24 protein-coding genes, 1 pseudogene and 1 riboswitch are annotated in these 24,160 nt (G+C 47.6%); of the genes and pseudogenes, 5 read left to right on the forward strand and 20 right to left on the reverse strand.

Annotated features, from left to right (window positions below; genetic code table 11):
* Positions 1-195 (reverse strand): annotated as a pseudogene (locus BFR57_RS00005) (sulfite exporter TauE/SafE family protein); the annotation flags it as partial.
* A gap of 95 nt (positions 196-290) precedes the next feature.
* Between BFR57_RS00005 and BFR57_RS00010 the strand changes: the two are divergent.
* Together BFR57_RS00010 and BFR57_RS00015 are read left to right on the forward strand one after the other, a co-directional pair.
* Positions 291-1,220, forward strand: a complete 930-nt coding sequence (locus BFR57_RS00010) for a rhodanese-related sulfurtransferase (RefSeq protein WP_071462056.1) — start codon at positions 291-293, stop codon at positions 1,218-1,220.
* 57 nt (positions 1,221-1,277) lie between these two features.
* Positions 1,278-1,754 (forward strand): Dps family protein, encoded by a 477-nt coding sequence (locus BFR57_RS00015; protein WP_006954414.1) that lies wholly within the window; start codon positions 1,278-1,280, stop codon positions 1,752-1,754.
* A gap of 55 nt (positions 1,755-1,809) precedes the next feature.
* On the opposite strand, the gene BFR57_RS00020 is transcribed toward BFR57_RS00015, so the two are convergent.
* Positions 1,810-4,275, reverse strand: a complete 2,466-nt coding sequence (locus tag BFR57_RS00020; protein WP_071462057.1) for a TonB-dependent receptor — start codon at positions 4,273-4,275, stop codon at positions 1,810-1,812.
* A gap of 175 nt (positions 4,276-4,450) precedes the next feature.
* Between BFR57_RS00020 and BFR57_RS00025 the strand changes: the two genes are divergently transcribed.
* A complete protein-coding gene (locus tag BFR57_RS00025; protein ID WP_006954416.1) occupies positions 4,451-4,648 on the forward strand; it encodes a DUF3185 family protein in 198 nt (65 codons plus the stop codon).
* Positions 4,649-4,669: 21 nt separating this feature from the next.
* Here the strand turns inward: BFR57_RS00025 and BFR57_RS00030 are convergent, their stop codons facing one another.
* From BFR57_RS00030 to trxA, 9 genes are all read right to left on the reverse strand, one after another.
* On the reverse strand, positions 4,670-5,986 hold the full coding sequence (locus BFR57_RS00030) for an MFS transporter (RefSeq protein WP_071462058.1): 1,317 nt from the start codon (positions 5,984-5,986) through the stop codon (positions 4,670-4,672).
* Positions 5,987-5,995: 9 nt separating this feature from the next.
* Positions 5,996-6,712, reverse strand: coding sequence for a phosphotransferase (locus tag BFR57_RS00035; protein WP_071462059.1), 717 nt, complete (start codon positions 6,710-6,712; stop codon positions 5,996-5,998).
* Complete coding sequence (gene pnuC, locus BFR57_RS00040; protein ID WP_253183591.1) at positions 6,709-7,290, reverse strand: nicotinamide riboside transporter PnuC; 582 nt, start codon at positions 7,288-7,290, stop codon at positions 6,709-6,711. The genes BFR57_RS00035 and pnuC overlap by 4 nt, the downstream gene beginning before the upstream one ends.
* A 16-nt stretch (positions 7,291-7,306) precedes the next feature.
* Positions 7,307-7,567 carry a hypothetical protein gene (locus BFR57_RS00045; RefSeq protein WP_071462061.1) on the reverse strand — a complete coding sequence of 87 codons (261 nt, stop codon included), beginning with the start codon at positions 7,565-7,567 and terminating at the stop codon, positions 7,307-7,309.
* Positions 7,568-7,576: 9 nt separating this feature from the next.
* Positions 7,577-9,691, reverse strand: a complete 2,115-nt coding sequence (locus BFR57_RS00050; RefSeq protein ID WP_071462062.1) for a TonB-dependent receptor — start codon at positions 9,689-9,691, stop codon at positions 7,577-7,579.
* Between the two features lie 84 nt (positions 9,692-9,775).
* Positions 9,776-9,874, reverse strand: a riboswitch (TPP riboswitch).
* A gap of 35 nt (positions 9,875-9,909) precedes the next feature.
* Positions 9,910-10,611: an NAD(P)H-flavin reductase gene (gene fre / locus BFR57_RS00055; protein ID WP_071462063.1), complete on the reverse strand. Its 702-nt coding sequence runs from the start codon at positions 10,609-10,611 to the stop codon at positions 9,910-9,912.
* Positions 10,612-12,084: a 4-hydroxy-3-polyprenylbenzoate decarboxylase gene (gene ubiD, locus BFR57_RS00060; RefSeq protein ID WP_071462064.1), complete on the reverse strand. Its 1,473-nt coding sequence runs from the start codon at positions 12,082-12,084 to the stop codon at positions 10,612-10,614.
* A 3-nt stretch (positions 12,085-12,087) separates the two neighbouring features.
* Positions 12,088-13,356 (reverse strand): transcription termination factor Rho, encoded by a 1,269-nt coding sequence (gene rho / locus BFR57_RS00065; RefSeq protein WP_006954424.1) that lies wholly within the window; start codon positions 13,354-13,356, stop codon positions 12,088-12,090.
* 264 nt (positions 13,357-13,620) lie between these two features.
* Complete coding sequence (gene trxA / locus BFR57_RS00070) at positions 13,621-13,947, reverse strand: thioredoxin TrxA (protein ID WP_071462065.1); 327 nt, start codon at positions 13,945-13,947, stop codon at positions 13,621-13,623.
* A gap of 93 nt (positions 13,948-14,040) precedes the next feature.
* Here trxA and rhlB point away from each other — a divergent pair, with 93 nt between their 5' ends.
* Entirely contained in the window at positions 14,041-15,306 is a 1,266-nt protein-coding gene (rhlB, locus tag BFR57_RS00075) for an ATP-dependent RNA helicase RhlB (protein ID WP_071462066.1), read from the forward strand.
* A gap of 1 nt (position 15,307) precedes the next feature.
* Entirely contained in the window at positions 15,308-16,246 is a 939-nt protein-coding gene (locus BFR57_RS00080) for a Ppx/GppA phosphatase family protein (RefSeq protein WP_071462067.1), read from the forward strand.
* Here BFR57_RS00080 and hemB read toward each other — a convergent pair.
* The 9 genes from hemB to ubiE are packed head-to-tail and all read right to left on the reverse strand — an operon-like array spanning position 16,232 to position 24,159.
* Positions 16,232-17,233, reverse strand: a complete 1,002-nt coding sequence (gene hemB / locus BFR57_RS00085; protein WP_071462068.1) for a porphobilinogen synthase — start codon at positions 17,231-17,233, stop codon at positions 16,232-16,234. The genes BFR57_RS00080 and hemB overlap by 15 nt on opposite strands.
* Before the next feature lie 5 nt (positions 17,234-17,238).
* Entirely contained in the window at positions 17,239-19,023 is a 1,785-nt protein-coding gene (locus BFR57_RS00090; protein WP_071462069.1) for a diguanylate cyclase, read from the reverse strand.
* Positions 19,020-19,820, reverse strand: a complete 801-nt coding sequence (locus tag BFR57_RS00095; RefSeq protein ID WP_071462070.1) for a TatD family hydrolase — start codon at positions 19,818-19,820, stop codon at positions 19,020-19,022. The genes BFR57_RS00090 and BFR57_RS00095 overlap by 4 nt, the downstream gene beginning before the upstream one ends.
* A 15-nt stretch (positions 19,821-19,835) precedes the next feature.
* On the reverse strand, positions 19,836-20,558 hold the full coding sequence (gene tatC, locus BFR57_RS00100; RefSeq protein WP_071462071.1) for a twin-arginine translocase subunit TatC: 723 nt from the start codon (positions 20,556-20,558) through the stop codon (positions 19,836-19,838).
* The gene (gene tatB / locus BFR57_RS00105; protein ID WP_071462072.1) at positions 20,551-20,889 is read right to left on the reverse strand and encodes a Sec-independent protein translocase protein TatB; all 339 of its coding nucleotides are present in this window, start codon (positions 20,887-20,889) and stop codon (positions 20,551-20,553) included. The genes tatC and tatB overlap by 8 nt, the downstream gene beginning before the upstream one ends.
* Before the next feature lie 6 nt (positions 20,890-20,895).
* Complete coding sequence (tatA, locus tag BFR57_RS00110; RefSeq protein WP_071462073.1) at positions 20,896-21,141, reverse strand: twin-arginine translocase TatA/TatE family subunit; 246 nt, start codon at positions 21,139-21,141, stop codon at positions 20,896-20,898.
* Positions 21,142-21,148: 7 nt separating this feature from the next.
* Entirely contained in the window at positions 21,149-22,801 is a 1,653-nt protein-coding gene (ubiB, locus tag BFR57_RS00115; RefSeq protein WP_071462074.1) for a ubiquinone biosynthesis regulatory protein kinase UbiB, read from the reverse strand.
* Positions 22,802-22,810: 9 nt separating this feature from the next.
* Complete coding sequence (locus BFR57_RS00120; protein WP_071462075.1) at positions 22,811-23,404, reverse strand: SCP2 sterol-binding domain-containing protein; 594 nt, start codon at positions 23,402-23,404, stop codon at positions 22,811-22,813.
* Entirely contained in the window at positions 23,404-24,159 is a 756-nt protein-coding gene (gene ubiE, locus BFR57_RS00125; protein WP_071462076.1) for a bifunctional demethylmenaquinone methyltransferase/2-methoxy-6-polyprenyl-1,4-benzoquinol methylase UbiE, read from the reverse strand. Before ubiE ends, BFR57_RS00120 begins: the two co-directional genes overlap by 1 nt.
* Position 24,160: the final 1 nt, after the last annotated feature.

Genomic DNA, 24,160 nt, shown 5'->3' on the forward strand with positions numbered 1-24,160 from the left:
CGTCAGCGCTGAACGTCCTACATTCGATCCCATTTGCACAAAACCGTGCACGGGGATGATTGCATGCGCGGGCAATACCGAAGCTAATACGGCAATAAGTACAGCGCCACCCCCCGCACCTGCGACAGCACTCAATAGTGATGTCAAAAACGAAAGGCCCACCAATAAACTAAACCAGATATCCTGTACGCCCAACTTGCCCCCTACACACAACGCTCTAATTTGGTTATAATCCGCTCGATTTTAACGCCTCGGATTTGCGATCCGACCTGCTGAAAAAGGAAGTAAATATGTATATCTGTGCAGCCCTCTACAAGTTCGTTGAACTCAACGACTTCGAAGCGCTCCGTGAACCGCTCTACCAAGTGATGTTAGAGAATGATGTTAAAGGCACGTTATTGCTCGCACGTGAGGGCATCAACGGTACTATCTGTGGTACGCGCCAAGGCATTGATAATGTATTGGCTCATATCAACGCAGATAAACGCCTCGCTGGTATTGAGCATAAAGAGTCACCAAGCGATGAACAAGCGTTCTATCGCACTAAGGTAAAGCTTAAAAACGAGATTGTCACCATGGGCGTCGATTGGGTTGATCCGAAGAACACCGTTGGCACTTATGTCGAGCCAGAAAAGTGGAACGACCTTATCTCAGATCCCGAAGTGCTCTTAATTGATACGCGTAACGAGTACGAATACGCGGTAGGCACGTTCAAAGGCTCGGTCAACCCCAAGACGGAAACGTTCCGTGAGTTTCCTGAATACGTCAAAGAACACTTAGATCCGTCTAAACACAAAAAAGTAGCCATGTTTTGCACTGGCGGTATTCGTTGTGAAAAGTCGACGGCTTACTTGAAAGAGCAAGGATTTGATGAGGTTTATCATTTAAAAGGCGGCATCTTAAAGTACCTAGAAATGGTGCCAGAGGAAACCAGCCTTTGGGATGGTGAGTGCTTTGTTTTTGACCAGCGTGTAACGGTAAAACACGGTTTAGAGCAAGGTGCGTACGACCAGTGCTATGCTTGCCGCATGCCTATCACTGATGAAGAGAAGCAATCGGAACATTATGTGAAAGGTGTCAGTTGTCCACACTGTCACGACAAAACAACTGACGAGCAAAAAGCGCGCTATGCCGAACGCGAACGCCAGATCCAACTCGCTAAACAGCGAGGTGAAGCGCACATTCGCGATGGCAAACGCGATGCCACACTACAAAACTGATCGGAATTACGCTAGATTCGTATCAGTTCAACAGCATCGTTTTACTGGAGATAGGTAATGAAGCAATTAAAAGTGATTGGTTTAGATGAGAAAAAAGCTGAGCAATTAGCCGACAAACTCAACGAGTTGTTGTCTAACTATCAGATTTTTTACATGAACGTTCGTGGCTTTCATTGGAATATTAAAGGTGAGCGCTTTTTCGAGCTACATGCCAAGTTCGAAGAAACCTACGACGATTTATTGTTGAAGATTGATGAAATTGCCGAGCGTATTTTGACATTAGGTCAGCGCCCGATGCATGCCTATTCGACTTACATCAAGACTAGTGATATCGAAGAAGTCAAAGACGTTCATGATGGTCGTGCGTGTGTGGCTAACATCTTAGATAGTTATCAAACGACAATTCGCCTACAACGCGAAATTCAAGATCTGGCGAATGACGCAAATGATGAAGGCACCTCAGCACTGATGAGTGATTATATCCGCGAGCAAGAGAAAACGGCGTGGATGCTCACCTCATACCTAAACGACTAAGGTTGCGAAACTTGAAATTAAAGCCCACCCTGCGGTGGGCTTTTTTTGTGAGCGATTAAAAGCTGTACTTCGCTTTTACGTAGTAGTAACCACCGTTTATACCGAACGGTAGTGTTTCCCAGCCATATTTAAAACCTGCTTGAGAAAACGGAACGCCTGCACTGCCCCATTCATCTGGATACGTATCAAACACGTTATTTGCACCCACGACCACTTTAAAGTCCTCAGTTAGATCGTAGCCTACCGACAAGTCCGTGAGCCACTTTCCATCCCACTTGTGTTTGACACCAGTGAAAGCCTGACCTTCTACAGCGCCAAAGTAGTTAAATGCAAGGTTAACGCTCCAACGATCACGCTCCCAGTCGGCCATGATAGAGGCTTTCTCACTCGGCTGACCTTCTTCAATACGTAATACTTGCGTATCGTTAAATATCTGCTCAGCAGGAATAAGTGATGACACTGAGTTAACGCGTTCGACATCGGTATTAACAAAGCTCAACGCCGTAGTTAACACCAGGTCGCCACTCAAAACTTCTGTCGGATATGACGCGATAATATCGACACCCTGCGTTTTGGTATCCACAGAGTTAGTGAAGAACTGCGCCGCGCCGAGATTGTTATTATCGAGTATAGTTGCGAACTCGGTACCGATATCTGCCGTTAAGGGCTCTGAGATAACGATGCGATCATCAATATTTATTTGATACAAATCGATGGTTAGGTCGAGTCCGTTTCGCCAACGTTTGATGATACCGATACTCGCGCTCTCAGATGTTTCTTCTTCGAGTCGGTTAATGCCAAATTGACGGGCAACTTCATCGTCATTCGACACAGTACCCGTTTGTACCAAAGTACCATTTACGATATTAGTAAGCACCTGTGAGTAATATATCTGTTGCACACCGGGCGCTCTAAAACCGGTCGCCAAAGTGCCACGGACCGAGAAATCACTGGTAATATCGTACCGTGTTGAAATCTTACCGGAAATATTATCACCCGCGATATCGTAGTCTTCGTAACGTAACGCGCCGGCAAGCAACCAGTCAGGGGTTACGTAATATTCGGCATCAACGTATGCGCCATAGCTATCACGTGAGGCATCCACTTCTTGCCCTGGACTAAAGCCTGGAAATCCTTGTATACCGGCTTCTGCCGGTGCACCGGATGGGGTCAGAATAGTGACTGAAGGATCATTAGTTCGACCATAGGCCCAAGATACCGGATCACCTGCATTGATTTCATAACCATCGGTTCTAAACTCAACCCCCAAAGCGAGATAGAGTAATTCGTTATTGACGTCGATGGTGCCGTTAAAATCGAGGTTGAAGGTGGTTTGGTCAAACACTAATTCACCATCAAAAGCCTCGGTCGGCGTGTCTGCGTAGATTCCGCCGCCTGGCGCCGGCTCATAATACCAGCTGACGTTTGCTGAGTTAGCGGAATTGAAACCAAACTCGTTTTTACCATACACAATGCTCGCGTCCCACAACCAAGCATTGGGTAGGTCGCCACGTACCCCAACGGCTAACGACTGATCATCCGCTTCGGTTTTAAGTTGTGGCAAAAACCCGTCTGGATAAATTGTTTCAATAGTTCGAGGATGTCCGCGGCCACGGAAAAAGCCCGCTGATCCACCATCGCGTGACGAAATGCCACCAAACGCATAGAGCTCGGTAGACCCCGTCAGTGTGTAAGCTGAGTTAAACCATGCATAATAGTTTTCCGAATCCGCATCACCGACATGTAAACGTACAACAGGATCACCATTACGGTCCCACCAGTCACCGATTAGCTGCCCACCAGTCGCTTCCAACGTTGCGGGAGCGGCGCGGTTAGTCATACCGCGATCACGGTATTCTAAGGTAAAGTTAAAGTAGCCTTTATCATTGGTCGTACCTAAGTTGAAACCGACTTGATTAACTTCGCCATCGCCTTCGTAGGTTTGTCCAATTTCAGCATTTACACTCCCCCCGTCACTCGACTTAAGCGTGATGTTGATAACACCTGCAATAGCATCAGAGCCATATTGAGCTGCTGCGCCATCCCGCAGAATTTCTACGCGTTCAACCGCGGTGATTGGGATCGCATTGATATCATAACCTGCCGAGCCTTTACCAATCGTCTCTTGCACGTTAACCAAGGCCTGCTGATGACGACGTTTACCATTGACGAGTACAAGTACTTGGTCAGGTCCTAGGCCACGTAACGTCGCTGGTCGAATGATATCCGAGCCATCTGAAATGGTGGTGGAAGAAAAGTTAAACGAGGGCGCGCTCATCTGAATCGCTTTACCTAGTTCTGTTGCTCCCGTCTCTGCCAGCTGTTCACTGGAGATGATATCTACAGGTGAGGCCGACTCAGTGGCCGTCCTTCCGTTAACCCGAGATCCCAGAGTTACGATACGCTCAATATTTTCGGGCGCTTCTTCAGCTTGCTGTTGCTGTGCCAAAACCGGTGAGGCACTGCAAACTGCTGATACGGCAAGCGCGATGACACTTAATTTTATTGTTTTTTCTTTCATGCTCGCTCTTCCTTCACCATTTTGTAATAGTTCATTTACAGTGTTTACTTATATTACGGAAGAATATATATATGACATTTGACGTAACGCTGACGTCAAACTAAAAAATAAATGCTATGGTAGTTTGTGCAGTTAATTTATTTTATTTACAGAACAACAACTTAGGTGGAATCAGATGAATAAAATCGTAGGTCTTATTCTTTTAGTGGTCGGAGCAATTTTGTTGTACTTTTCTTACGAGGCATCTCAGTCACTTGCGTCTGAAGCTTCACAAATGGTCACCAATGAGCCAACTGATAACACCATGTGGTACTTAATCGGTGGTGTAGTAGCCGTGATTATTGGGCTATATGCGGTATTTAAAGGAAAGTAGAATATAGAGCAGTGTGTCTGGCTAACTGCCAGACACATTTTTAAGTGACAGCGAGGACAGTGTGGCAAGCAAACCAATACCAACAAGCAACCATAATACCGCCGCCACGCCGTAAGACGCATCTAACCAACCGAGTAAGATACCGGCCAGTAGAATAACGCCCATCACCGTATTGGATACAGCAGTCAGTTGCGCGCGGTTATCTTGATTTGCCATGTCCACAAGGTAGGTTTTGCGCCCCACTCGCGCGCCATGGTGCGCTACCGCAGATAGGAACATCAAACCACCCGCCGCCCAAATTGAGCTCAACGCTTGCGGGAACCAATAATAAATCGCCAAGGCTACCAACATCACAAGCGTCGACATCACCGACGCCGCCGCCATCACATGATGGCTAGCAGAGTCGGACCAACGCCCCCAAAAGCGTCCGGCCAATAAGCCAGCTAAGCCACTGGCCAATAGCAAACTACCTAAACTGGTATAGCCTGCATCCCCCTCGCGCTGGATAAGAACGACGATATACGGAATCGCAAAGGCCGCCGCAACTAATAGCGCACGAGTGAGAACAAAGTGACCAAAAAGCGCATTTCGCCACAGTAGCGAGAGTGATTTTAACGCTTCGCTGATAGCGTTGCCGCCGCCCTCTGTTGCACCAGCAACTTCGGGTATACCCGCGTAGGTGATTGCCGCACAGGTCCAAAGCAGCACGCCACCACCGAGCAACACAAGGAAAAGACTGCGTTGTCCCTCAACATCGGGGAACATTACGATGACTACAGCAGTCACTAGGGTCAGTAACCCCGCAGCCGAGGCGGCTACGCCCGACAGTCGCCCACGCCGCGTTTTCGAAACGGTTTTACCCGTCACATCTTTATTGGCTACTGAACAAACCCCACGCGATAGTGAAAAAGTAATTAGGAATAAAATGACTGTCCAGCCCAACGCGGTACCGTCCAAAGTCGCGACAGCCACAAGCATTAGAGCCAATGATACGGCTTGCCCAACGCTCCCGGCGACCCAAAACCACTTTCGTACAGGTTGCTCGCGTAACTTTTGGGCAACAAAGAGTTGTGGTAGCAACGCCAAAGATTCTCGAATGGGCACTAAGGCGCTAATGAATACGGGTGGCGCACCCAGTGCACTGAGCATCCACGCCAATACCAGACGTGCGCTCACCAGTGAATCGCCGAGCTTGGTGAACATTAGAGAAATAAGCATCAACACGAATGAACGCGGCTGTTCATTACATGCATTTTCGGGGATATCCTTACATACGCGTGCGTCTTCGTCCTCAGCAAGGTAGCCGTAGACACGATTCATCAATTGCTTATCAGCCATCACCTTTCCCTAATCGTCAGCTAATTGATACCAAATGTCATTGACCCATTGCATCAGTTGCAGCGCGGCTAGAACATCATCCCACTTTAAAGGTACCGGCGACTGGCGACGGTACTCATCAAAGCAGTAATGCTGCTCAGCCACCGAACAGCGGTTAATTAACATAGCACTGGCAAAATCAACGGCGGGGTTACCAAAACTGGCGTACTCCCAGTCCAACGCCACAGGTCGTTCTGTTAGTACGATATTATCGAAAGAAAGATCGAAATGGCAAAGACAAGATTGCGCTGAATCAATCGTTAACTGTTCTTGCAGCGCATGAATGCGTGCTAATTGCTGCTCAGAAGCGCACGCAAAATAGCCCTCAAGGCGTTGCCAGAAAGAAGGCCCCTGGTAATCAACGCGTGTTTGATGCAGCGTAGCCATGAGGCCAACCATGATAGTTAGCTTTTCGGTTCTCGGTAATGGGCTTTGCGTTAGTGTAGGTCCCTCGACGAACGCTTGCAGCACCCAACGCCTGTAGTCACTATCAATAATGTCTGGCGCTAAATCCTGCACCGCCAAAGCACTTTGCAGCCGCAACTCATCCTCGCGATCAAGCAATAACCCCTCTGATGCATTGAGCCACTTAAACAGATAGCTTTGGTTGGCGCAGGTAATGCGCCAGACGTCGTTAAGCTGTCCGGTCGATATACGTTCAACGCATTGAGGAGTTGGCAGTTTCATGTCGCCTGAGCCGCGGGTTCTTCATCCACTCGCCAACGATACATGGCATACACCACGAGTACCAAGTAGACCACAAACAGCATGGCTGTAGCGACAAAGCCTTTACTTAAATAGAGATAGACATAGACCGAATCGATTACAAGCCAATACCACCAGGTTTCCATCGCCTTTTTAGTAACCAAGTAGGTCGCCAGTAGACTAAATGCGGTCGTAAAAGTATCGAGCCAGACTGCATCTGCATCGGTATAGGTTTGTAACAGTAAGGCGATAACCACAGCAACCACCGAAACCCAAGCCCATTGCTTGAGATGCCATTTCAAGGAATAGTGATGACCGCGTTGATTTTCCTCAATCGCACTTCCTTGTTGTCGCCATTGCCACCAACCATAACCAGCCATGATGACGTAAATCACTTGCAGTAGCGATTCCATATACAGCTTTGCATCCCAAAAGATGCTTGCGTAAACACAACAGCTTACCGCCGCAGCGAGCCAACACCCTTGCCTTTGATGCGCGGCGAGCACTAAGTAAGCAAGCGCAAGTAGCAAAGCGCCAAGCTCCCAAAAGGAGCTCAGCATAAGTTGGTCCATTAACTCACTTAACATGATCGGGGGTCAGATCTTTATTGATAAACTTACAAACAAGAACCTGCGATGGCACCCGATCATATAACCAGTTGAGCTCTTTTGTCAGGGCGCCCATAACCACCTCAAGTTCACCAAATACTTGTGTGCTCATCGTGTTAGTGAGCACTGTTAAATCGGGATATTCATTCAATCTATCGATAAACGCTTGAATGACCTCTAAGTAGTTATTTGCAAGCGGATAGAGCGAGAGTTCTGCAGAAAATGGCATATAACCTCCTTAAAATGTGTAACGTGCGGTGAGGCCAAATCGACGCGGCTCACCATATTGGACGTAGGTTTCCGTCACGTATTCATCGCGCGGGTCGTTACCAAAATAGAAGCCTCGTATTTCGTAGTCTTCATCGGTTAAGTTACGTCCCCAAAGGGTAAAACGCCACTGGTTCCAATCGTAGTTAAGTTGCGCGTGCAGCAAGGCCATACTATCGGCCTGCTGATTGTGTGAGTTAGAGAAGTAAAAGCCATCTTTTAGATCGGTTTGAACACTCCAGCTCAACGCATTCGTCAGTTGTCCCTCTAAGCCAATGTTGGCTTGGTAGTTAGGTGCGTGAGCTTGGTCGCGTCCACTCATATCCATGCCATCTTCAGTCACGAAGCCATCGATTTCCGTATCCAACCAGCCCAATGATCCAAACGCACTGATGGAATCACTCAAACGGTATCTTAGCTCGGCTTCTAACCCATAGTTACTGCCTTGTGCGGCGTTCTCAATGTAACCCACGAACGACTGATTGCGATTTACCCAGCTCTTGAGCTGTACATCATCACGCCAGTTGTAAAACGCCGCCACCCGATAACTCCAATCGCTGCGCGTGGCCTTCATACCCACTTCCGCATTCCACAATATTTCAGGGGCAAAAGTCGCACGATCGAGTAAATAGGCTTCAAGTTCGTCGAGTTGTTGGTCTTTCGCGCGCCCTAACGCCTCACCATTAACACCACCCGCTTTATAACCCCGTGCGAGCGTGGCATAAGCATAACTTTGCGGCGCATATTGATACCGTAAACTCAGATTTCCACCAACCATGGTATCGCTAGGCTCTGCAACCACTCCGTTACTATCAACATAGTCATTGTCGTAACGTTCGATACGCAAACCACCAATCCAACTCCAGTTATCGTTGACTTGTTGGACAAGCTCACCATAGACCGCCTGGTTCTGAGTTTCATAAATACTACCGAAAATACTCGGTGAACCGAGGTCCCAATTATAGTAATCACGGGTTAGATTCACGTCTTTGCTGTAATAGTAAACACCGGCTGTCCAATCTGTTGGCAAACCCCACAGGTCAATCGGCGCATCCGAGGTAAAGCGGATTTCAGCCGTCACATCGTCTCGCTCGCGATAATATGCGTCAAAAGAGGAGTACTCCCAACCTGGGGCAATACCTACATAAGTCCAATCTTCGTCAAACGCGTAGTCTTTGTCAGCGCTGAGTACGTTAAACGCGGTTTCAATCGTAACGTTTTCAAAGCCGCTGTAATCGAGCTGTAATCGAGCAGCCGTTGAATCCAAACGATCAAACCCAGGTTCATCAGATAACGTGGTACGGTCGTTCTCTAAACTAAAAGCATCGTAGCCATTATCAATATCCATTTTGTGGATACGGGTTTTTAACAGCCAGTCCTGCCCGAGCTGAGTATCGATGCTTAAGCGTGCCGTGAACTCATCACGTTGCTCAGTATCATCGCGGTTTAGAAAAGTATTCTCGGTATAGCCATCTTGGTCGAATTGCATGAGGGATAAGCGTGCATTGCCCAACGCGCCTAAGGAACCACCCACAGCGCCGGCCAATGTGCTTTCAGAGTAGTTACCCACACCGATTAGCCACTCACCACTGGTAACCTCGGTAGGCTGATTAGACTCGAGCAACACCATACCCGCTAGCCCGTTAACGCCAAAGCGACCACTTTGTGGGCCACGATAGACTTCCACTTGTCCGACATCGAATAATGTCGCTGCAGAACCCAACCCAGAATAGTCGATGCCATCAATGACTAAGCCGACCGATGGATTAATTGCATCAACAAATTGTGAGCGTTCGCCGATACCGCGGATCTGGATGAAACGTGCCGTACTGGAGCCACCCGAAAAATTGACGTTAGCAACCGAGTTCAAGACGTCCTGCAAGTGACGTGATGCGCGTTGATGCATTGAGTTTTCATCAACAATGGCGATGCTGCGCGTGGTTTGTGTGATGGTCTGCTTTTGAAAGTCACCGACCACCTCAATGGATTCATCAATAGTGGTTTCGTTGGTATCTTGTGCCCAAACAGAAGTGCTGCTCAGTAAACTGACCAGAAGCGCAGATAGTTTAAAACTGTTGTTATGCATGGATCATTTCCCTTATTGACTGCAAAGAAACGATCCGGTTGGATCAGTCAAAGACTGATACTGAAGGAGGTTATTCACTCATTGTATGCGAGACTTTACCATCCCTACGCCAGTATTAACCGGATCAGGTAAAAAGGGTTCGCTTTCGCATCTCAGCCTAAAAAGGCACCCCTTGGTACTCGGGCGCTAGTATAACGCCTTGTTTAAAATTGGCAAACCTAGATGAATGCCAATGCGTCACCGTGCATATTTTCCATCGGCACATCACGTGCCGTAAAATCATCACGAATGACACGCACCATTTCAAAACGTCCAGCCATATAGATCTGACATTCGGACAAATTCGGTTGCTGAGCCATAACTTCGTGGTGGACTAAACCAACGCCATAAGCCCAACCCTGCGGCGCTTCTTCGACCACAGGATGGTACGTAAATAATGGATGTTGAGTTGCTAATGCCTGCAGCTCCTCATGCAAATAAAGGTCATCCGCCGACTTTGCGCCCCAATAGAAATAAACAGGTTTATCTAAGCCATCTGTCAGCAGCTTCTGCAAAATAGAGTACGTATAAGAGAAGCCCGTACCTCCGGCAATCAACACCGTATCGCCAGCACGATCGGACTTAAATACAGCCTCGCCTGCCGGTGCTTCAATAGTGAGTTCACCTTTATCTTTTATAACATCTAACACTTCTGTCGCGTAGCTGTTATCCGGTGGCGCGCCAATATGAAGTAACCATTCTTTATGCGCAGTCGGTGCCGACGCAATGCTAAACGGGCGTTTATCACGCTCACCCATGACCACCATTAAGTATTGGCCCGCTTCAAATTTTGTCGCCTCAGGTAAGGTCACACTGACTTCCCAGACGTGCTCTGCTAACTGACGGCTCACATGCGCTTTACAGTGCATCACTTGCGACATTTACTTCTCCAAAATATTTAATTCATCCCACAGCGAATCAACGCGCTGCTTGACTGCTTCGCTCATCACGATGGGTTCGCCCCACTCGCGATTAGTCTCCCCAGGCCACTTATTCGTGGCATCGAGACCCATTTTTGAGCCAAGACCCGAAACCGGTGAAGCAAAGTCTAAATAGTCGATTGGCGTATGCTCAACCATCGTCGTATCTCGCGCTGGATCCATACGCGTTGTCATCGCCCAAATCACGTCTTTCCAATCACGCGCGTTGACATCATCGTCACACACGATGACAAACTTGGTATACATAAATTGTCGTAAAAAAGACCAAACCCCCATCATCACACGCTTTGCATGACCTGGGTATTGCTTCTTCATGGTCACAACAGCCAATCGATACGAGCAACCTTCGGGCGGTAAATAAAAGTCGACTATTTCTGGAAACTGCTTTTGTAAAAGCGGAATAAACACTTCGTTCAATGCAACACCCAATACGGCGGGTTCATCCGGCGGACGCCCGGTATAGGTGCTGTGGTAGATAGGGTCTTTACGATGTGTAATGTGAGTCACTGTAAATACAGGGAACTCATCCACCTCGTTGTAATAACCTGTATGGTCGCCGTAAGGTCCTTCCGGCGCCATTTCTCCCGGCTCAATATAGCCTTCTAGGATCATCTCGGCGTGGGCAGGCACTTGTAAGTCATTGCTCACACTCTGAGTCACTTGTGTGCGACTATCGCGTAACAAGCCAGCAAAAGCGTACTCCGATAAACTGTCTGGAACCGGCGTGACCGCCCCCAAAATTGTTGCAGGATCAGCGCCCAAAGCGACCGACACAGGAAACCGTTTACCCGGATTTTGCTGACACCACTCTTGAAAGTCTAAGGCACCGCCACGGTGCGACAACCAACGCATGATGAGCTTATTTTTGCCAAGTACCTGTTGGCGGTAAATGCCCAAGTTCTGACGCTCTTTGTGCGGACCTCGGGTAATCGTTAAGCCCCACGTGATTAAAGGTGCGGCATCACCTGGCCAACAATGTTGAATAGGCAACTGGGTCAAGTCAACGTCATCACCCTCTACAACCACTTCTTGGCAAGGCGCCTTTTTAATCGATTTAGGTGCCATGCTCAGCACTTTTTTGTACGTGGGTAGTAGATTTAGCGCGTCTTTGAAGCCTTTAGGGGGTTCAGGCTCTTTCAAAAAAGCCAGTAGCTTACCGACATCACGCAGTGCAGTGACCGATGTTTGTCCCATACCCATAGCGACACGGTCGGGAGTACCAAACAAATTGGCGAGCACAGGAATCGAGTGACCTTTCACATTCTCAAATAACAATGCCGGCCCGCCCGCTTTTAGCGTGCGGTCGGCAATTTCTGTCATTTCTAAGTATGGATCGATCTCGTGTTGAATACGCTTGAGTTCACCTTTCGCCTCAAGCTGCTGAATAAAATCACGCAGATCTTGATATTTCATAGGTTAACTATTGCGTTGACGCTTCATTGACTCAAAGAACTCGTCATTGGTTTTGGTCATTTGCAGACGGTCGATTAAGAACTCCATGGCCTCAACTTCACCCATCGGGTTCATGATCTTACGTAGGATCCACATCTTCTGCAGTTCGTCTTGAGATGTAAGTAGTTCCTCACGACGAGTACCAGAGCGGTTAAAGTCAATCGCTGGGAATACACGGCGCTCTGCCAGCTTACGGTTTAAGTGCAGCTCCATGTTACCGGTACCTTTGAACTCTTCGTAGATGACTTCATCCATCTTCGAGCCAGTATCAATCAGTGCCGTCGCAATAATGGTTAAGCTACCGCCTTCCTCGACATTACGGGCAGCGCCAAAGAAGCGCTTAGGCTTATGTAACGCATTGGCATCAACACCACCGGTCAGTACTTTACCTGAACTAGGAATCACGGTGTTATAAGCACGCGCTAAACGCGTGATTGAGTCGAGCAAGATGACCACATCTTTTTTGTGTTCAACTAAACGCTTAGCTTTCTCTATCACCATCTCCGCAACCTGGACGTGACGGTTTGCCGGTTCATCAAACGTCGACGCAACGACTTCGCCTTTAACCAACCGATGCATTTCGGTCACTTCTTCTGGACGTTCATCAATCAGCAATACGATGAGTTCAGCTTCAGGGTGATTGGCTGCTAACGACGTTGCAATGTTCTGTAGCAACATGGTTTTACCCGCCTTAGGCGGCGCAACGATAAGACCACGCTGACCTTTACCGATAGGTGCTGATAAATCGAGCACACGTGCAGTGATGTCTTCAGTACTGCCGTTACCACGTTCAAGGTGGAAGCGCTCATTCGCATGTAGAGGCGTTAGGTTTTCGAAAAGGATCTTATTACGTGAGTTTTCTGGTTTATCAAAATTAACTTCACGGATTTTTAGTAGAGCAAAGTAGCGTTCGCTGTCTTTCGGAGGACGGATCTTACCGCCAATCGTATCACCGGTGCGTAGATTAAAGCGTCGGATCTGACTCGGCGAGACATAAATGTCATCGGGTCCTGCGAGATATGAAGAATCGGCTGAGCGTAAAAAGCCAAAGCCATCTTGCAATATTTCTAGGACACCACCGCCGTATATATCCTCACCACTTTTGGCGTGCGCCTTTAAAATCGCGAAGATAATGTCTTGTTTACGCAGACGAGCCATGTTTTCAAGGCCCATGCTATCGGCTAGTTCTACTAATTCATTTACAGGTTTATTTTTAAGTTCAGTCAGATTCATAGGGGGGTTTCGAATTATCGATTCATCACAAAGTCGGTAAGGACTCGCTAAGGTTATAAGTTAGGGTTACATTAAAATTTGAAATTTGGATTCCGAGCGGTTGGAAATCGAGTCAAGAAAGACTTGTTTTGCGTGCAATGATTAGCGCACATTGCCTCGATGCTCAGTTAATGAGCAAAACCTAACACCAAACTTCGGATTCGTCCAGTTTTTAGGCCATAAAAATTAAAAAACGGCGTCATGGACGCCGTTTTTTACGATCAATTAGATGTGTTGGTCAAGAAACTCAGTTAACTGAGCTCGAGACAACGCACCTACTTTAGTGGCAACCACTTCACCGTTTTTAAACAACAGCAAGGTAGGGATACCACGAATACCATATTTCGGTGGCGTCTGATCGTTATGGTCTACGTTCAGCTTGCCGATGGTCAAACGACCTTCGTAGTCTTTAGAGATGTCGTCCAAAATAGGCGCGATCATCTTGCATGGACCACACCACTCGGCCCAAAAATCTACTAATACAGGTTTATCAGAATTGATGACATCCGCTTCAAAGCTGTCATCGCTAAGCTGAACAATTACGTCACTCATGTTAATCTCCGCTACTCTTTTCGCGACTAATGTGTGTATGATGATATTATTTCTGTTTTTGATTACAAGCGCAAACTGATATGCTTATAACCTATGAATAAAACACATTTAACTGAAACTCGATTCGAAACGCTGGGTTTGCATGAAAAAATCCAACAGGCACTTGCGTCTGCAGGATTCGAAAATTGTACACCCATTCAAGCACTTAGCCTACCGGTAGCGCTAGCTAATCAAGATGTTGCAGGTCAAGCCCAAACAGGCACTGGCAAAACCTTGGCATTTTTGTTGGCAACTTTCAACCGATTAATGCAATCGCAAAAATCGTCTGAACAGGGGCCTCGAGCCATTGTTATGGCTCCGACACGTGAACTTGCGATACAAATTGCTAACGATGCAAACATCTTAACACAGAGCTGCGGTCTCAAAACGGCAGTCATCTATGGTGGCGAAGGTTACGAGGCACAACAGCAACAATTAGCCGACAAGCCCGACATCATCATTGGTACCACAGGTCGTATCATTGACTTCTACAAACAAAGCCTATTCCCGCTCAGTAATATCGAAGTGGTGGTACTCGACGAAGCTGACCGCATGTTCGATTTGGGCTTTATCAACGACATCCGGTATTTACTGAAAGCCATGCCCGATCCGAGTGAGCGACTCAACTTGTTGTTTTCTGCCACTTTATCTTATCGGGTGCAGGAGCTGGCGTATGAGCATATGAATGCGCCAACCAAAGTCGAGGTGGAGCCTCAACAGAAAACCGGCGTACGTATTTCGGAGGAGCTATTTTATCCGTCTAAGTACGATAAGATGCCGCTGTTGCTGACATTGATTGAGGAAGACTGGCCCGATCGCGCTATCGTGTTTGCAAACACCAAACATGGATGTGACAAGGTTCATCAGTGGCTCGAAATCAACGGCCATCGAGTGGGCTTGTTAACGGGCGACGTACCACAGAAGAAACGCTTGAAGATTTTGGATGACTTTGCCGAAGGCCATCTTGATATTTTAGTGGCAACCGATGTGGCAGCGCGTGGACTTCATATCCCAGAAGTAACCCACGTTTATAATTTCGACTTACCTGATGACTGCGAAGATTACGTACACCGTATTGGACGCACAGGGCGCGCGGGTGCGAGTGGGGCTGCAATTAGCTTAGCCTGCGAAGAGTATGTCTATAATCTACCAGCAATCGAAGATTATATCGGGCATGTCATTCCGGTAACCAAGTATGATGAGACTGCGATTTTGACGGACTTGAAACGTCCTCGAAATCAACATCGCCGTCGCCGCGGACCTCATCCCAACAATCGTAATCGCAATCGCAATAACAAGCACAGAGGTCCTAAGAACTAACATGACCTCAAATAGCCGCCGCATTGCTGCCATTGATTTAGGTTCCAACAGTTTTCACTTACTTTTGGCCGAAATGGTAACGCGCGGCGGTATTGACTCGCCTCGTATCATCAAGCGCGTTAAACAAAAAGTGCGTTTAGCCGATGGCTTTGATACCTCTCGAAACATCAGCCAACAAGGTATAGATCGAGCTAAGGCATGCTTGAGTCTGTTTCATGATGAGATCGTTCAGTTCGGCGCAGGTACCATTAAAGCCGTCGCCACAGCGGCGATGCGTCAAGCAAATAATCAAGCCGATGTACTGCAAGCGCTCGAAGCCTCATTAAAATTTCCTATTGAGATTATTACTGGCTTACGCGAGGCAGAATTAATATATGCGGGCGTGACATCAACAGCACGCAGTCGTGGCGACACGTTGGTTATTGATATTGGCGGTGCAAGTACTGAAGTGATTGCAGGCCATGACAGAACACCCAAACTATTACACAGCTTTGATATGGGCTGTGTGGTATTTCAGAATAATTATTTTCCTGAGGGTATTATCACGCCAAGTCGTATCGAGTCCGCGCAAGCACAAGTGCGCAATCAACTCAGTCACTACCAAGAGGCCTTTAAGCGTCTCGGCTGGGCGCGCGTCATAGGCGCATCCGGCACGTTCAGAGCGGTGTACGAAATCGCTCAAGCGAATCAGCAAGATCCGATCGACGGACAGTATCTCACCGCTTTAGTTTCACAATGTGTCCAAGCAGGCACAGTGAACAACCTAAAACTGATGGGTCTACGCGACGATCGCAAGCCTATCTTTTTGGGTGGGTTAGTGATTCTGGCCACACTTGTCGAGCAATTGGGTATTCGCGCCATTGAGATAACCAATGGCGCTTTACGAGAAGGCTTGCTCGCTGAGATCAGCCAGTCCAATGAACAATTAGCGCTGCGCTAATTCGCGCGCAACCTGTTTAGCGAAGTAGGTGAGAATGCCATCGGCTCCTGCACGCTTAAATGCGAGCAAACTTTCCTGCACGACATCATTTGCTAACCAACCGTTTTCAATCGCAGCCTGCAACATCGCGTATTCACCGCTCACCTGATAAGCAAACGTCGGTACCTTAAATTGGTCTTTTACTTCTCGGACAATGTCCAAGTACGGCATACCCGGTTTGACCATTACCATGTCAGCACCCTCTTCGATATCTAGGGCAATCTCATGCAACGCTTCGAGACGGTTGGCCGGATCCATTTGGTAGGTTTTCTTGTCGCCGCCTTTGAGGTTACCGGCTGAACCAACTGCATCCCGAAAAGGCCCATAGAATGCGCTAGCGTATTTCGCTGAGTACGCCATGATTTGTGTATTGGAGAAACCCTCACGCTCTAACGCATCGCGAATCGCGCCAATACGCCCATCCATCATGTCTGAAGGTGCAACCATATCAGCACCTGCTCGTGCATGGGACAACGCTTGTTTGACCAATACGTCAGTGGTTATATCATTCAAGACGTAACCGGAATCATCAATAATGCCATCTTGCCCATGGGTGGTAAACGGATCGAGAGCGACATCCGTCATCACACCTAACTGCGGGAATTTAGCTTTAATAGCACGCACTGCGCGCTGGGCAAGGCCATCGTCATCATATGCAGCTTCAGCCATTTCTGACTTTACCGACGAGGGCGTAACAGGAAATAACGCAACTAGTGGAACCCCAAGCTCGACCAGTTCTGCGCATTCATCAAGCAACAAGTCAATTGACTTTCGTTCCACACCCGGCATCGAAGAAACCCGTTCGCGTTGCTGCTCTCCCTCTAACACAAACACGGGATAAATTAAGTCATTAACTGTGAGCGAGCTCTCTGCTACCAACCTGCGTCTAAAATCGGATACGCGATTGCGGCGCATACGCGTGCGTGGAAAACTGCCATTCGTCGACATGACGGCTACTCCTCAATGGACGTTGTTACAACTTGATCGCGGCCCTCGCGCTTGGCTTTGTATAGCGCCGAGTCTGCCGCAGTAAATAAATCATGCACACTATGATCGCGCGTATTATCTATCGCTGCAACTCCAGCGCTGATAGTAATTGAGTGTTCACCGTCACGTGTCGAGAACACACACTGTCGTACATGAGCTACCAACTTCTCTGCAAACGCGACACCGTTTGTTAAATCGGTCTCCGCAAGAATGAAAGCAAATTCCTCTCCACCATAGCGACACACCGCATCAGTCGGACGCCGAGCTTGTTTGCGTAACTCTTTACTTATCGCCTGTAGGATGTCATCACCTACACCGTGCCCATAGGTATCATTTACCGCCTTAAAGCGATCGATATCAACCATGATTAAGCACATGGGCTTTTGATTACGGCGACTGCGACGGTATTCACGCTCTAATTGCTGAGTAAAATAACGGCGATTATTCAGTCCAGTTAGCGGATCCTCTAAGTTGCGTTGTTCGAGCTCGTTATTCACCTCTTGTAATTCTTTTAAGGTAATTTCCAACTCGAAGGTGCGCTCCTCTACACGCGTTTCAAGCTCTTCATTATAACGTTGTTGAGCGATCAACTTTTCACGTCTTTGCTCGTTGTAGCGCACAGCAAGCACCCAAGACAGCAGCAGGATTTCGAGTGCAGAACCGAGCATAATGGCGTGACGCTGAATAAACATACTGTCGATAATGCCAAGGTATCCAAGTGAGTTAACCATCACTGACAGTAATAAAGCGCCCCACGCAATAGTAAACATGCGTGCATAAACGAGGCCCTTTTTCCACAAATACACGCCAATTATTAGCAAGTAGAGACAACCGGGTACAGCCAACGCAAGCAGTGCATGAATGCCTACCTGATAACTGCTAAAGGCACCTATAGCCAAGCTGAGTATTGCGAGTCCAGCCATAATAAATAACCCTCTTGCGAGGGTACGGCGATAATTTTTCAGGCGTAATAGTTGATAAGCAAACAGGGCAGCCATCAACAATGTCAAACTACCAAATATCGGTATTCCTTTATCTTGTAGATACAGCCAATCGGGCCATAAATAGCGGAATCCGAGACCATCGAGACTCAGCATCAAGCCGCCAAAAAAAATCGTGTACAAGGAATATATGCCGAACTCCGGTTCACGCGAAGCAAGAAAACCAAATAAATTGTAGACCGTCATACAAAACAGTAAGCCAAAATACAGGCCTTCTATAAGACGACGTTGTAGCTTGGCATCAAAAAAATCGGTTTCGGACATCAATGCTACTGGCACACGCATAGAGCTTGAGGTTGTTACCTCAATGAAGAATTCACCTTGTTGAGCCTCCGCAATAGGGATAGCAAAGTCCGAGATTAATATCGGTCGTTCAAAGTAGGGCTGCTTATCCCCTAGTTGATACTCAACCAGCTCCGAACGAGTGCGCCAATATATGTGAATGGAGTCGAGCAGAGGGTAGGCAATATATAGGACCCGATCATAATCGGCGTCATCGATACTGAACTTAAGCCAATAGTGTTCATCGGTATAGCCAAATGAGCCTCGTGCGCCACTCAGCTTCTGCCACTCGGAGTCAGAACGTGCCTCAACATCCGTTAACGTTAAAGCAGCCGACGTACTGAAGTACTTAATATCTAATATTTCTGAACTGCGTCTCTGATCCATCGTTAGCGATGAAAAAGCGAACCATAAGATGGTCGCGGCAATTACAACTAAGAAGACAACGATCGAGGACCAGCGGCTCATGCTTGACTCAACATCTTGTCGCGGTTAAATAGGCGGAGTGCATTAGCGGTAGTCAACTTTGCGACGTCAGCCACGCTTAAATCCCAATGCTTAGCTAAGACTTCGCCAATATAAGGTACGAACGCGGGTTCATTATCGCGAGGCCGAGGGCGAATATTCCGAGGTAGTAGAAAAGGAGCATCAGTCTCAAGTACTGTTCTTTGTTTTGGTAGCGTCGGTAGTGCTGTCAATAAATCATGGTTTCTGCGCTCGTCGCACAACCAGCCAGTTAGACCAAACCAATGTTCGCGTTCATTATAAGCATCTGCGGCGTTGCGCCCACCCGTAAAACAATGAGTTAAACGCGGTAAATTAGGGGAAGCATAACGATCGAGTATACGCAGTTGCTCTTTAAGCGCTTCGCGCTCGTGCAGATAAAGCGGCAGATTGAGCTCATTAGCAACTTCAATTTGCTCAATAAAAACACGCTGCTGATTCGTCGGACTTGAGAAATTTCGATTAAAATCAAGACCACACTCACCTATGGCTTTGACATGAGGCGACTGAGCTAATTGTAAAAGCTGTTGTTGTAAATCATTGGGCGCATCATCAGCATCGTGAGGGTGAACCCCTACCGTCATATGTAATGAGTCAGGAAAACGCTGGCATAACTCCAGTGCTGCTTGAGCCTCAGCCAGATTAGTGGCTATCACAAGCTGATTAAGGACACCCGTACTCTGTGCCCTTTCGATGACTGATTTAAGTTGGCGATCAAGTCGAGCGTGTGTCAGATTCACGCCCGCATCAAACCATTCCATAAAGCCCACTTTAATTTAATTATCGTTCAATTTGGGTTTATACCAGCTTCCGATAATAAGACCAAGCTCAAACAATAGCCACATCGGTATCGCCATTAGCGTTTGCGAGATAACGTCTGGGGGAGTCAGCAGCATGCCGATAGTGAAAGCCGCAACAATGACATAAGGTCTCTTCTTACGTAAACTCGCGGGGTTGGTAACACCAGACCATATCAGAAGCACGATAGCTACCGGCGTCTCGAAGGCGATACCAAAGGCAATAAATATTGCTAGAACAAAATCGAGATAGTTTGAGATATCCGTAGCGACCTGAATGTCGTCAGGGGCTGCGGCCATAAAAAAACTCATCGCTAACGGCAGCACAACGAAATACGCAAACGCGATACCAAGATAGAACAGCAATGTACTACTGGTTAATAATGGCACGACAAAGCGCTTTTCCTTTTTGTATAGCCCCGGCGCAATAAAGGCCCATATTTGCCACAAAATAATGGGCACTGCTAACGCAAACGCGACCACAAAAGTCAGTTTGAAAGGCGTGAAGAAAGGCGCCGCCACATTAGTCGCTATCATTTGCGACCCCTCTGGCAAGTACCGAATGAGCGGATCGGCCAGTAGACGATATAGGTCATTGGCAAAATAAGCTAACGCAGCAAACACCGCCACGACTGCGATCACAGCTCTGAGCAAGCGTTTGCGAAGCTCGATAAGGTGACTTAGGAGAGGCGAATCAGTCATGCTTTTTAGGCTCAGTATCCGATTCTTTTGCCGCTTGGTAGGGACGCTGAACGTCAGCTGCGGCGTTTTGTAACTCAACGATTGAACGCTGTAACTCAGGACTTAATTCGTGAAAATCTTTGCCTTCTTGCTCGAACTTGCGCAAATGTTCGTGTAACTCTTTAACTCTGAGTTCATGATCAAGCTCATTTTGTACGTTTTGAGAGAACGACTTTACTTTCGCCATGCCCCGCTGAACGCCACGCAAAGCGGACGGCAAGCGCTCGGGTCCTAGCACTAATAGACCGACCACGATAATGACCAGCAACTCCCAAAATCCAATATCGAACATAAAAAATTAGGCGTTCTTATCTTTCTCGGATTCGCTGGTTGTGCTTTCCGCTTGTTGGTTTTGCTTCAGGTTTTTGGTTGGCTCATCGTCTTCGTTAGCGTCGTCATCCTTTTTAGGTTCGTCACTCACTGACTTTTTAAAGCCGCGTACAGCACTGCCAACGTCTGAACCGAGGTTTCGTAGGCGCTTACTACCAAAAAGTAGCACGATAATGAGTAATAAAATCAGTAATTGCCAAGGACCTGGACTCATAATTCACCTATTCCTTTATCTTAATTTGAGGGCGCGCGCGCCACGCTTTTAATCCAACCATTACGGTAAGTATACCAGAACCCAGCGCCCACGCAGCAGTGCCCTGGCTAATTAACCATACCGAGCTGACAACCCCGCTTGCCGTTAAGATAGTCCAAAACTGACTGGTGGCCGCTTGCTGTTGCGTCATCAATTGCTCTACGCGGTGCCTTTCTAGTTGCTCTTGAATACGTTGTTGAGAGCGCAGTCCATCGTACAATAGGTTAGGGAGCTCCGGCAGCTTTTCAGCCCAATAAGGTGCGTTTTCCTTCACTGAACGCACTACTGCTCTCCACCCTAGTTGCTCATTCATCCAACGTTCTAAAAACGGCTTAGCGGTCTTCCATAAATCCAATTCGGGATACAACTGACGACCTAATCCCTCGATATACAGTAAAGTCTTTTGTAACAGTACCAACTGCGGTTGTACTTCCATCTGAAACCGGCGGGCGGTATTAAAGAGATTGACTAACACATGTCCGAATGAAATCTCCGCGAGGGGTTTTTCGAATATGGGTTCGCACACCGTTCGGATAGCTGATTCAAACTCTTCGATATTCGTTTCTCGTGGCACCCAGCCCGAATCCACGTGAAGCTCAGCCACCTTACGATAGTCGCGATTAAAAAAGGCGAGAAAGTTCTCCGCCAAGTAACGTTTATCTTCACGATTAAGGGTGCCGACGATACCAAAATCAATACCGATGTACCGAGGATAAGTCGGGTCATCCTTGGCGACAAAAATATTGCCTGGATGCATATCCGCGTGAAAGAAGCTATCGCGAAACACTTGTGTGAAGAACACTTCGACACCGCGCTCCGCTAACTTTTTCATATCCACCCCGCGTGCTTTCAACATATCGACTTCGCTGACAGGGATCCCGTCGATACGCTCCATTACCATCACATTTTTACGACTTAAATCGCTGTAAACAGTGGGTATATACAGTAACTCAGAGTCCTCAAAGTTGCGCTTTAACTGAATAGCGTTGGCGGCTTCACGCAACAAATCCAGTTCGTCCAATAACGTCTTTCGGTATTCTCTTACCACTTCTTTCGGTTTTAACCGACGGCCATCGGGCAAATGCCGCGCTAATACGGCAGCAAGCGACTCCATCAGCTCCAAGTCAGCATTAATCGTCTCACGTATATCTGGACGAATCACCTTAATGACGATGTCTTTTAGCTCGCCATCTTTTTGCTTTAGCTTGGCTGTATGTACTTGTGCAATCGATGCAGACGCTAATGGCTTAACAGCGAAGTCTTGAAACAACTCACCGATATGCTCAATATCCAACGACCTTTCAATGATAAGTTGCGCGGCATGGCCATCGAATGGCGCAACCCTATCTTGCAGATAGGCCAGTTCTAATGCGATGTCAGGGGGGAGCAAGTCACGCCGTGTCGATAGCATTTGACCGAACTTGACCCAGACAGGACCTAGCGACTCCAGCGCTAAACGCAAACGCTCTCCAGCGGGCTTTTCATTATGCTTATTTGGCCACCAAAACATCATATGGCGCCCAAAACGCAGATACCACGGTAGCCAACGTGCCGGAATCAAGTCATCCAAACCATAATTTAAAAAGGTTTTTGCAATGCGATATATACGTTTACTGCGCATGCTGGGTCTCTACTTTAGTTTTCGCTGAAGTCGCTCAATTTGCGCACGCAAAGCCTGCACATCGTCTTTAAATAATTCAAATTCCAAACGGTTAGGAAGCACTTGCTTTTCTTCGGTGAGCACACCCTTGAACCAACGTTGGCGCATTTCGCTTTGTTGCTGAAAGCGCTCGCGACTCTGTTTAAACAAGGTGCTGATACGGTGCGCCATACCGTCACCGAGCTTTTCTGCTAGTTTGGCTTCCCAATCAATATCCAGCGCTTTAACCAAATTCACCAATTGTTGCGCCAGCATAGGATCGCCATCAATATCCAATTTATCGGCTTTAATAAGGCGCGTAAGGTTAGCCGTATCGCTTAACTCCGGTAACACGCCGAGTTCCGTTCTGACATGGCAATCCACTTCACCGCCATCGTCAACAGAGCTTAAATTGAGTCCGTCGGTGTGCACAGCGATATTGATATCAAAGGGTAGCTCTTTGAAGCTAAATCGAAAATGCTTACCCGCCAACTGATTTAATCGCTCGGTTGAATTCGGGTCCTGCTGCAACAGTGCATTGATAGTGCGCTCAAGCACCATCCACGGAATCAATTGCCAAATCATTAAAATTTGTATCCTCGATGAAGTGCGACAATGCCGCCCGTCAAATTCTGATAGTCGACGTTTTCGTAACCTGCTTCCGACATCATCTGCTTCAAGGTGTCTTGATCAGGATGCATACGAATTGACTCAGCCAAATACTGGTAACTATCTGCGTCGTTAGCCACCAATTGCCCCATTTTGGGCAGGATATTAAATGAGTAAAAGTCGTAAAGCTGATTCAGTGTCGCTGTTGTTGGCTTGGAAAACTCCAAGATTAGTAAGCGACCGCCTGGCTTCAGCACCCGCAACATGGAGCGCAAAGCAGCTGGCTTATCGGTCACATTTCGCAAACCAAAAGCAATAGTCACAATATCAAAGCTATTATCAGCAAAGGGCAGGTTTTCCGCATCGGCTTGTACACAATTAACATTTCCCACGATGCCCTTGTCGCGCAATTTATCGCGACCCACTTTAAGCATGGCGTCATTGATATCCGCTAAAACGACTTCGCCCGTCTCGCCAACACGACGCGAGAACTGTGCCGTTAAATCGCCGGTGCCGCCCGCGATATCAAGCACTTTCATGCCCTTACGCACACCGCTACAGTCAATGGTATAGCGCTTCCAAACACGGTGGATACCCATCGACATGAGGTCATTCATGACATCATATTTGGCTGCCACTGAGTTAAATACATTGGCAACAAGGCCCTTTTTCGCATCCTTTGGCACACGCTGGTAGCCAAAGTCGATTCCATCTTCGTGTTTATCTGACATA

Origin of the sequence: Idiomarina sp. MD25a (genome assembly GCF_001870515.1) — a bacterium.
Lineage (GTDB): Bacteria > Pseudomonadota > Gammaproteobacteria > Enterobacterales > Alteromonadaceae > Idiomarina.

Excerpts from the sequence above, each read along its gene's own strand:
- tatA (WP_071462073.1), bottom strand. The coding sequence starts at position 21,141 with ATGAGTCCAGGTCCTTGGCAATTACTGATTTTATTACTCATTATCGTG.
- BFR57_RS00035 (WP_071462059.1), bottom strand. The coding sequence starts at position 6,712 with ATGAAACTGCCAACTCCTCAATGCGTTGAACGTATATCGACCGGACAG.
- pnuC (WP_253183591.1), bottom strand. The coding sequence starts at position 7,290 with ATGCTGAGCTCCTTTTGGGAGCTTGGCGCTTTGCTACTTGCGCTTGCT.
- BFR57_RS00090 (WP_071462069.1), bottom strand. The coding sequence starts at position 19,023 with ATGAGCCGCTGGTCCTCGATCGTTGTCTTCTTAGTTGTAATTGCCGCG.
- BFR57_RS00030 (WP_071462058.1), bottom strand. The coding sequence starts at position 5,986 with ATGGCTGATAAGCAATTGATGAATCGTGTCTACGGCTACCTTGCTGAG.
- fre (WP_071462063.1), bottom strand. The coding sequence starts at position 10,611 with ATGTCGCAAGTGATGCACTGTAAAGCGCATGTGAGCCGTCAGTTAGCA.
- rho (WP_006954424.1), bottom strand. The coding sequence starts at position 13,356 with ATGAATCTGACTGAACTTAAAAATAAACCTGTAAATGAATTAGTAGAA.
- BFR57_RS00025 (WP_006954416.1), top strand. The coding sequence starts at position 4,451 with ATGAATAAAATCGTAGGTCTTATTCTTTTAGTGGTCGGAGCAATTTTG.
- BFR57_RS00080 (WP_071462067.1), top strand. The coding sequence starts at position 15,308 with ATGACCTCAAATAGCCGCCGCATTGCTGCCATTGATTTAGGTTCCAAC.
- ubiE (WP_071462076.1), bottom strand. The coding sequence starts at position 24,159 with ATGTCAGATAAACACGAAGATGGAATCGACTTTGGCTACCAGCGTGTG.
- BFR57_RS00015 (WP_006954414.1), top strand. The coding sequence starts at position 1,278 with ATGAAGCAATTAAAAGTGATTGGTTTAGATGAGAAAAAAGCTGAGCAA.
- hemB (WP_071462068.1), bottom strand. The coding sequence starts at position 17,233 with ATGTCGACGAATGGCAGTTTTCCACGCACGCGTATGCGCCGCAATCGC.
- rhlB (WP_071462066.1), top strand. The coding sequence starts at position 14,041 with ATGAATAAAACACATTTAACTGAAACTCGATTCGAAACGCTGGGTTTG.
- BFR57_RS00045 (WP_071462061.1), bottom strand. The coding sequence starts at position 7,567 with ATGCCATTTTCTGCAGAACTCTCGCTCTATCCGCTTGCAAATAACTAC.
- BFR57_RS00120 (WP_071462075.1), bottom strand. The coding sequence starts at position 23,404 with ATGATTTGGCAATTGATTCCGTGGATGGTGCTTGAGCGCACTATCAAT.
- BFR57_RS00020 (WP_071462057.1), bottom strand. The coding sequence starts at position 4,275 with ATGAAAGAAAAAACAATAAAATTAAGTGTCATCGCGCTTGCCGTATCA.
- tatC (WP_071462071.1), bottom strand. The coding sequence starts at position 20,558 with ATGACTGATTCGCCTCTCCTAAGTCACCTTATCGAGCTTCGCAAACGC.
- tatB (WP_071462072.1), bottom strand. The coding sequence starts at position 20,889 with ATGTTCGATATTGGATTTTGGGAGTTGCTGGTCATTATCGTGGTCGGT.
- trxA (WP_071462065.1), bottom strand. The coding sequence starts at position 13,947 with ATGAGTGACGTAATTGTTCAGCTTAGCGATGACAGCTTTGAAGCGGAT.
- BFR57_RS00010 (WP_071462056.1), top strand. The coding sequence starts at position 291 with ATGTATATCTGTGCAGCCCTCTACAAGTTCGTTGAACTCAACGACTTC.
- ubiD (WP_071462064.1), bottom strand. The coding sequence starts at position 12,084 with ATGAAATATCAAGATCTGCGTGATTTTATTCAGCAGCTTGAGGCGAAA.
- ubiB (WP_071462074.1), bottom strand. The coding sequence starts at position 22,801 with ATGCGCAGTAAACGTATATATCGCATTGCAAAAACCTTTTTAAATTAT.
- BFR57_RS00050 (WP_071462062.1), bottom strand. The coding sequence starts at position 9,691 with ATGCATAACAACAGTTTTAAACTATCTGCGCTTCTGGTCAGTTTACTG.
- BFR57_RS00095 (WP_071462070.1), bottom strand. The coding sequence starts at position 19,820 with ATGGAATGGTTTGATGCGGGCGTGAATCTGACACACGCTCGACTTGAT.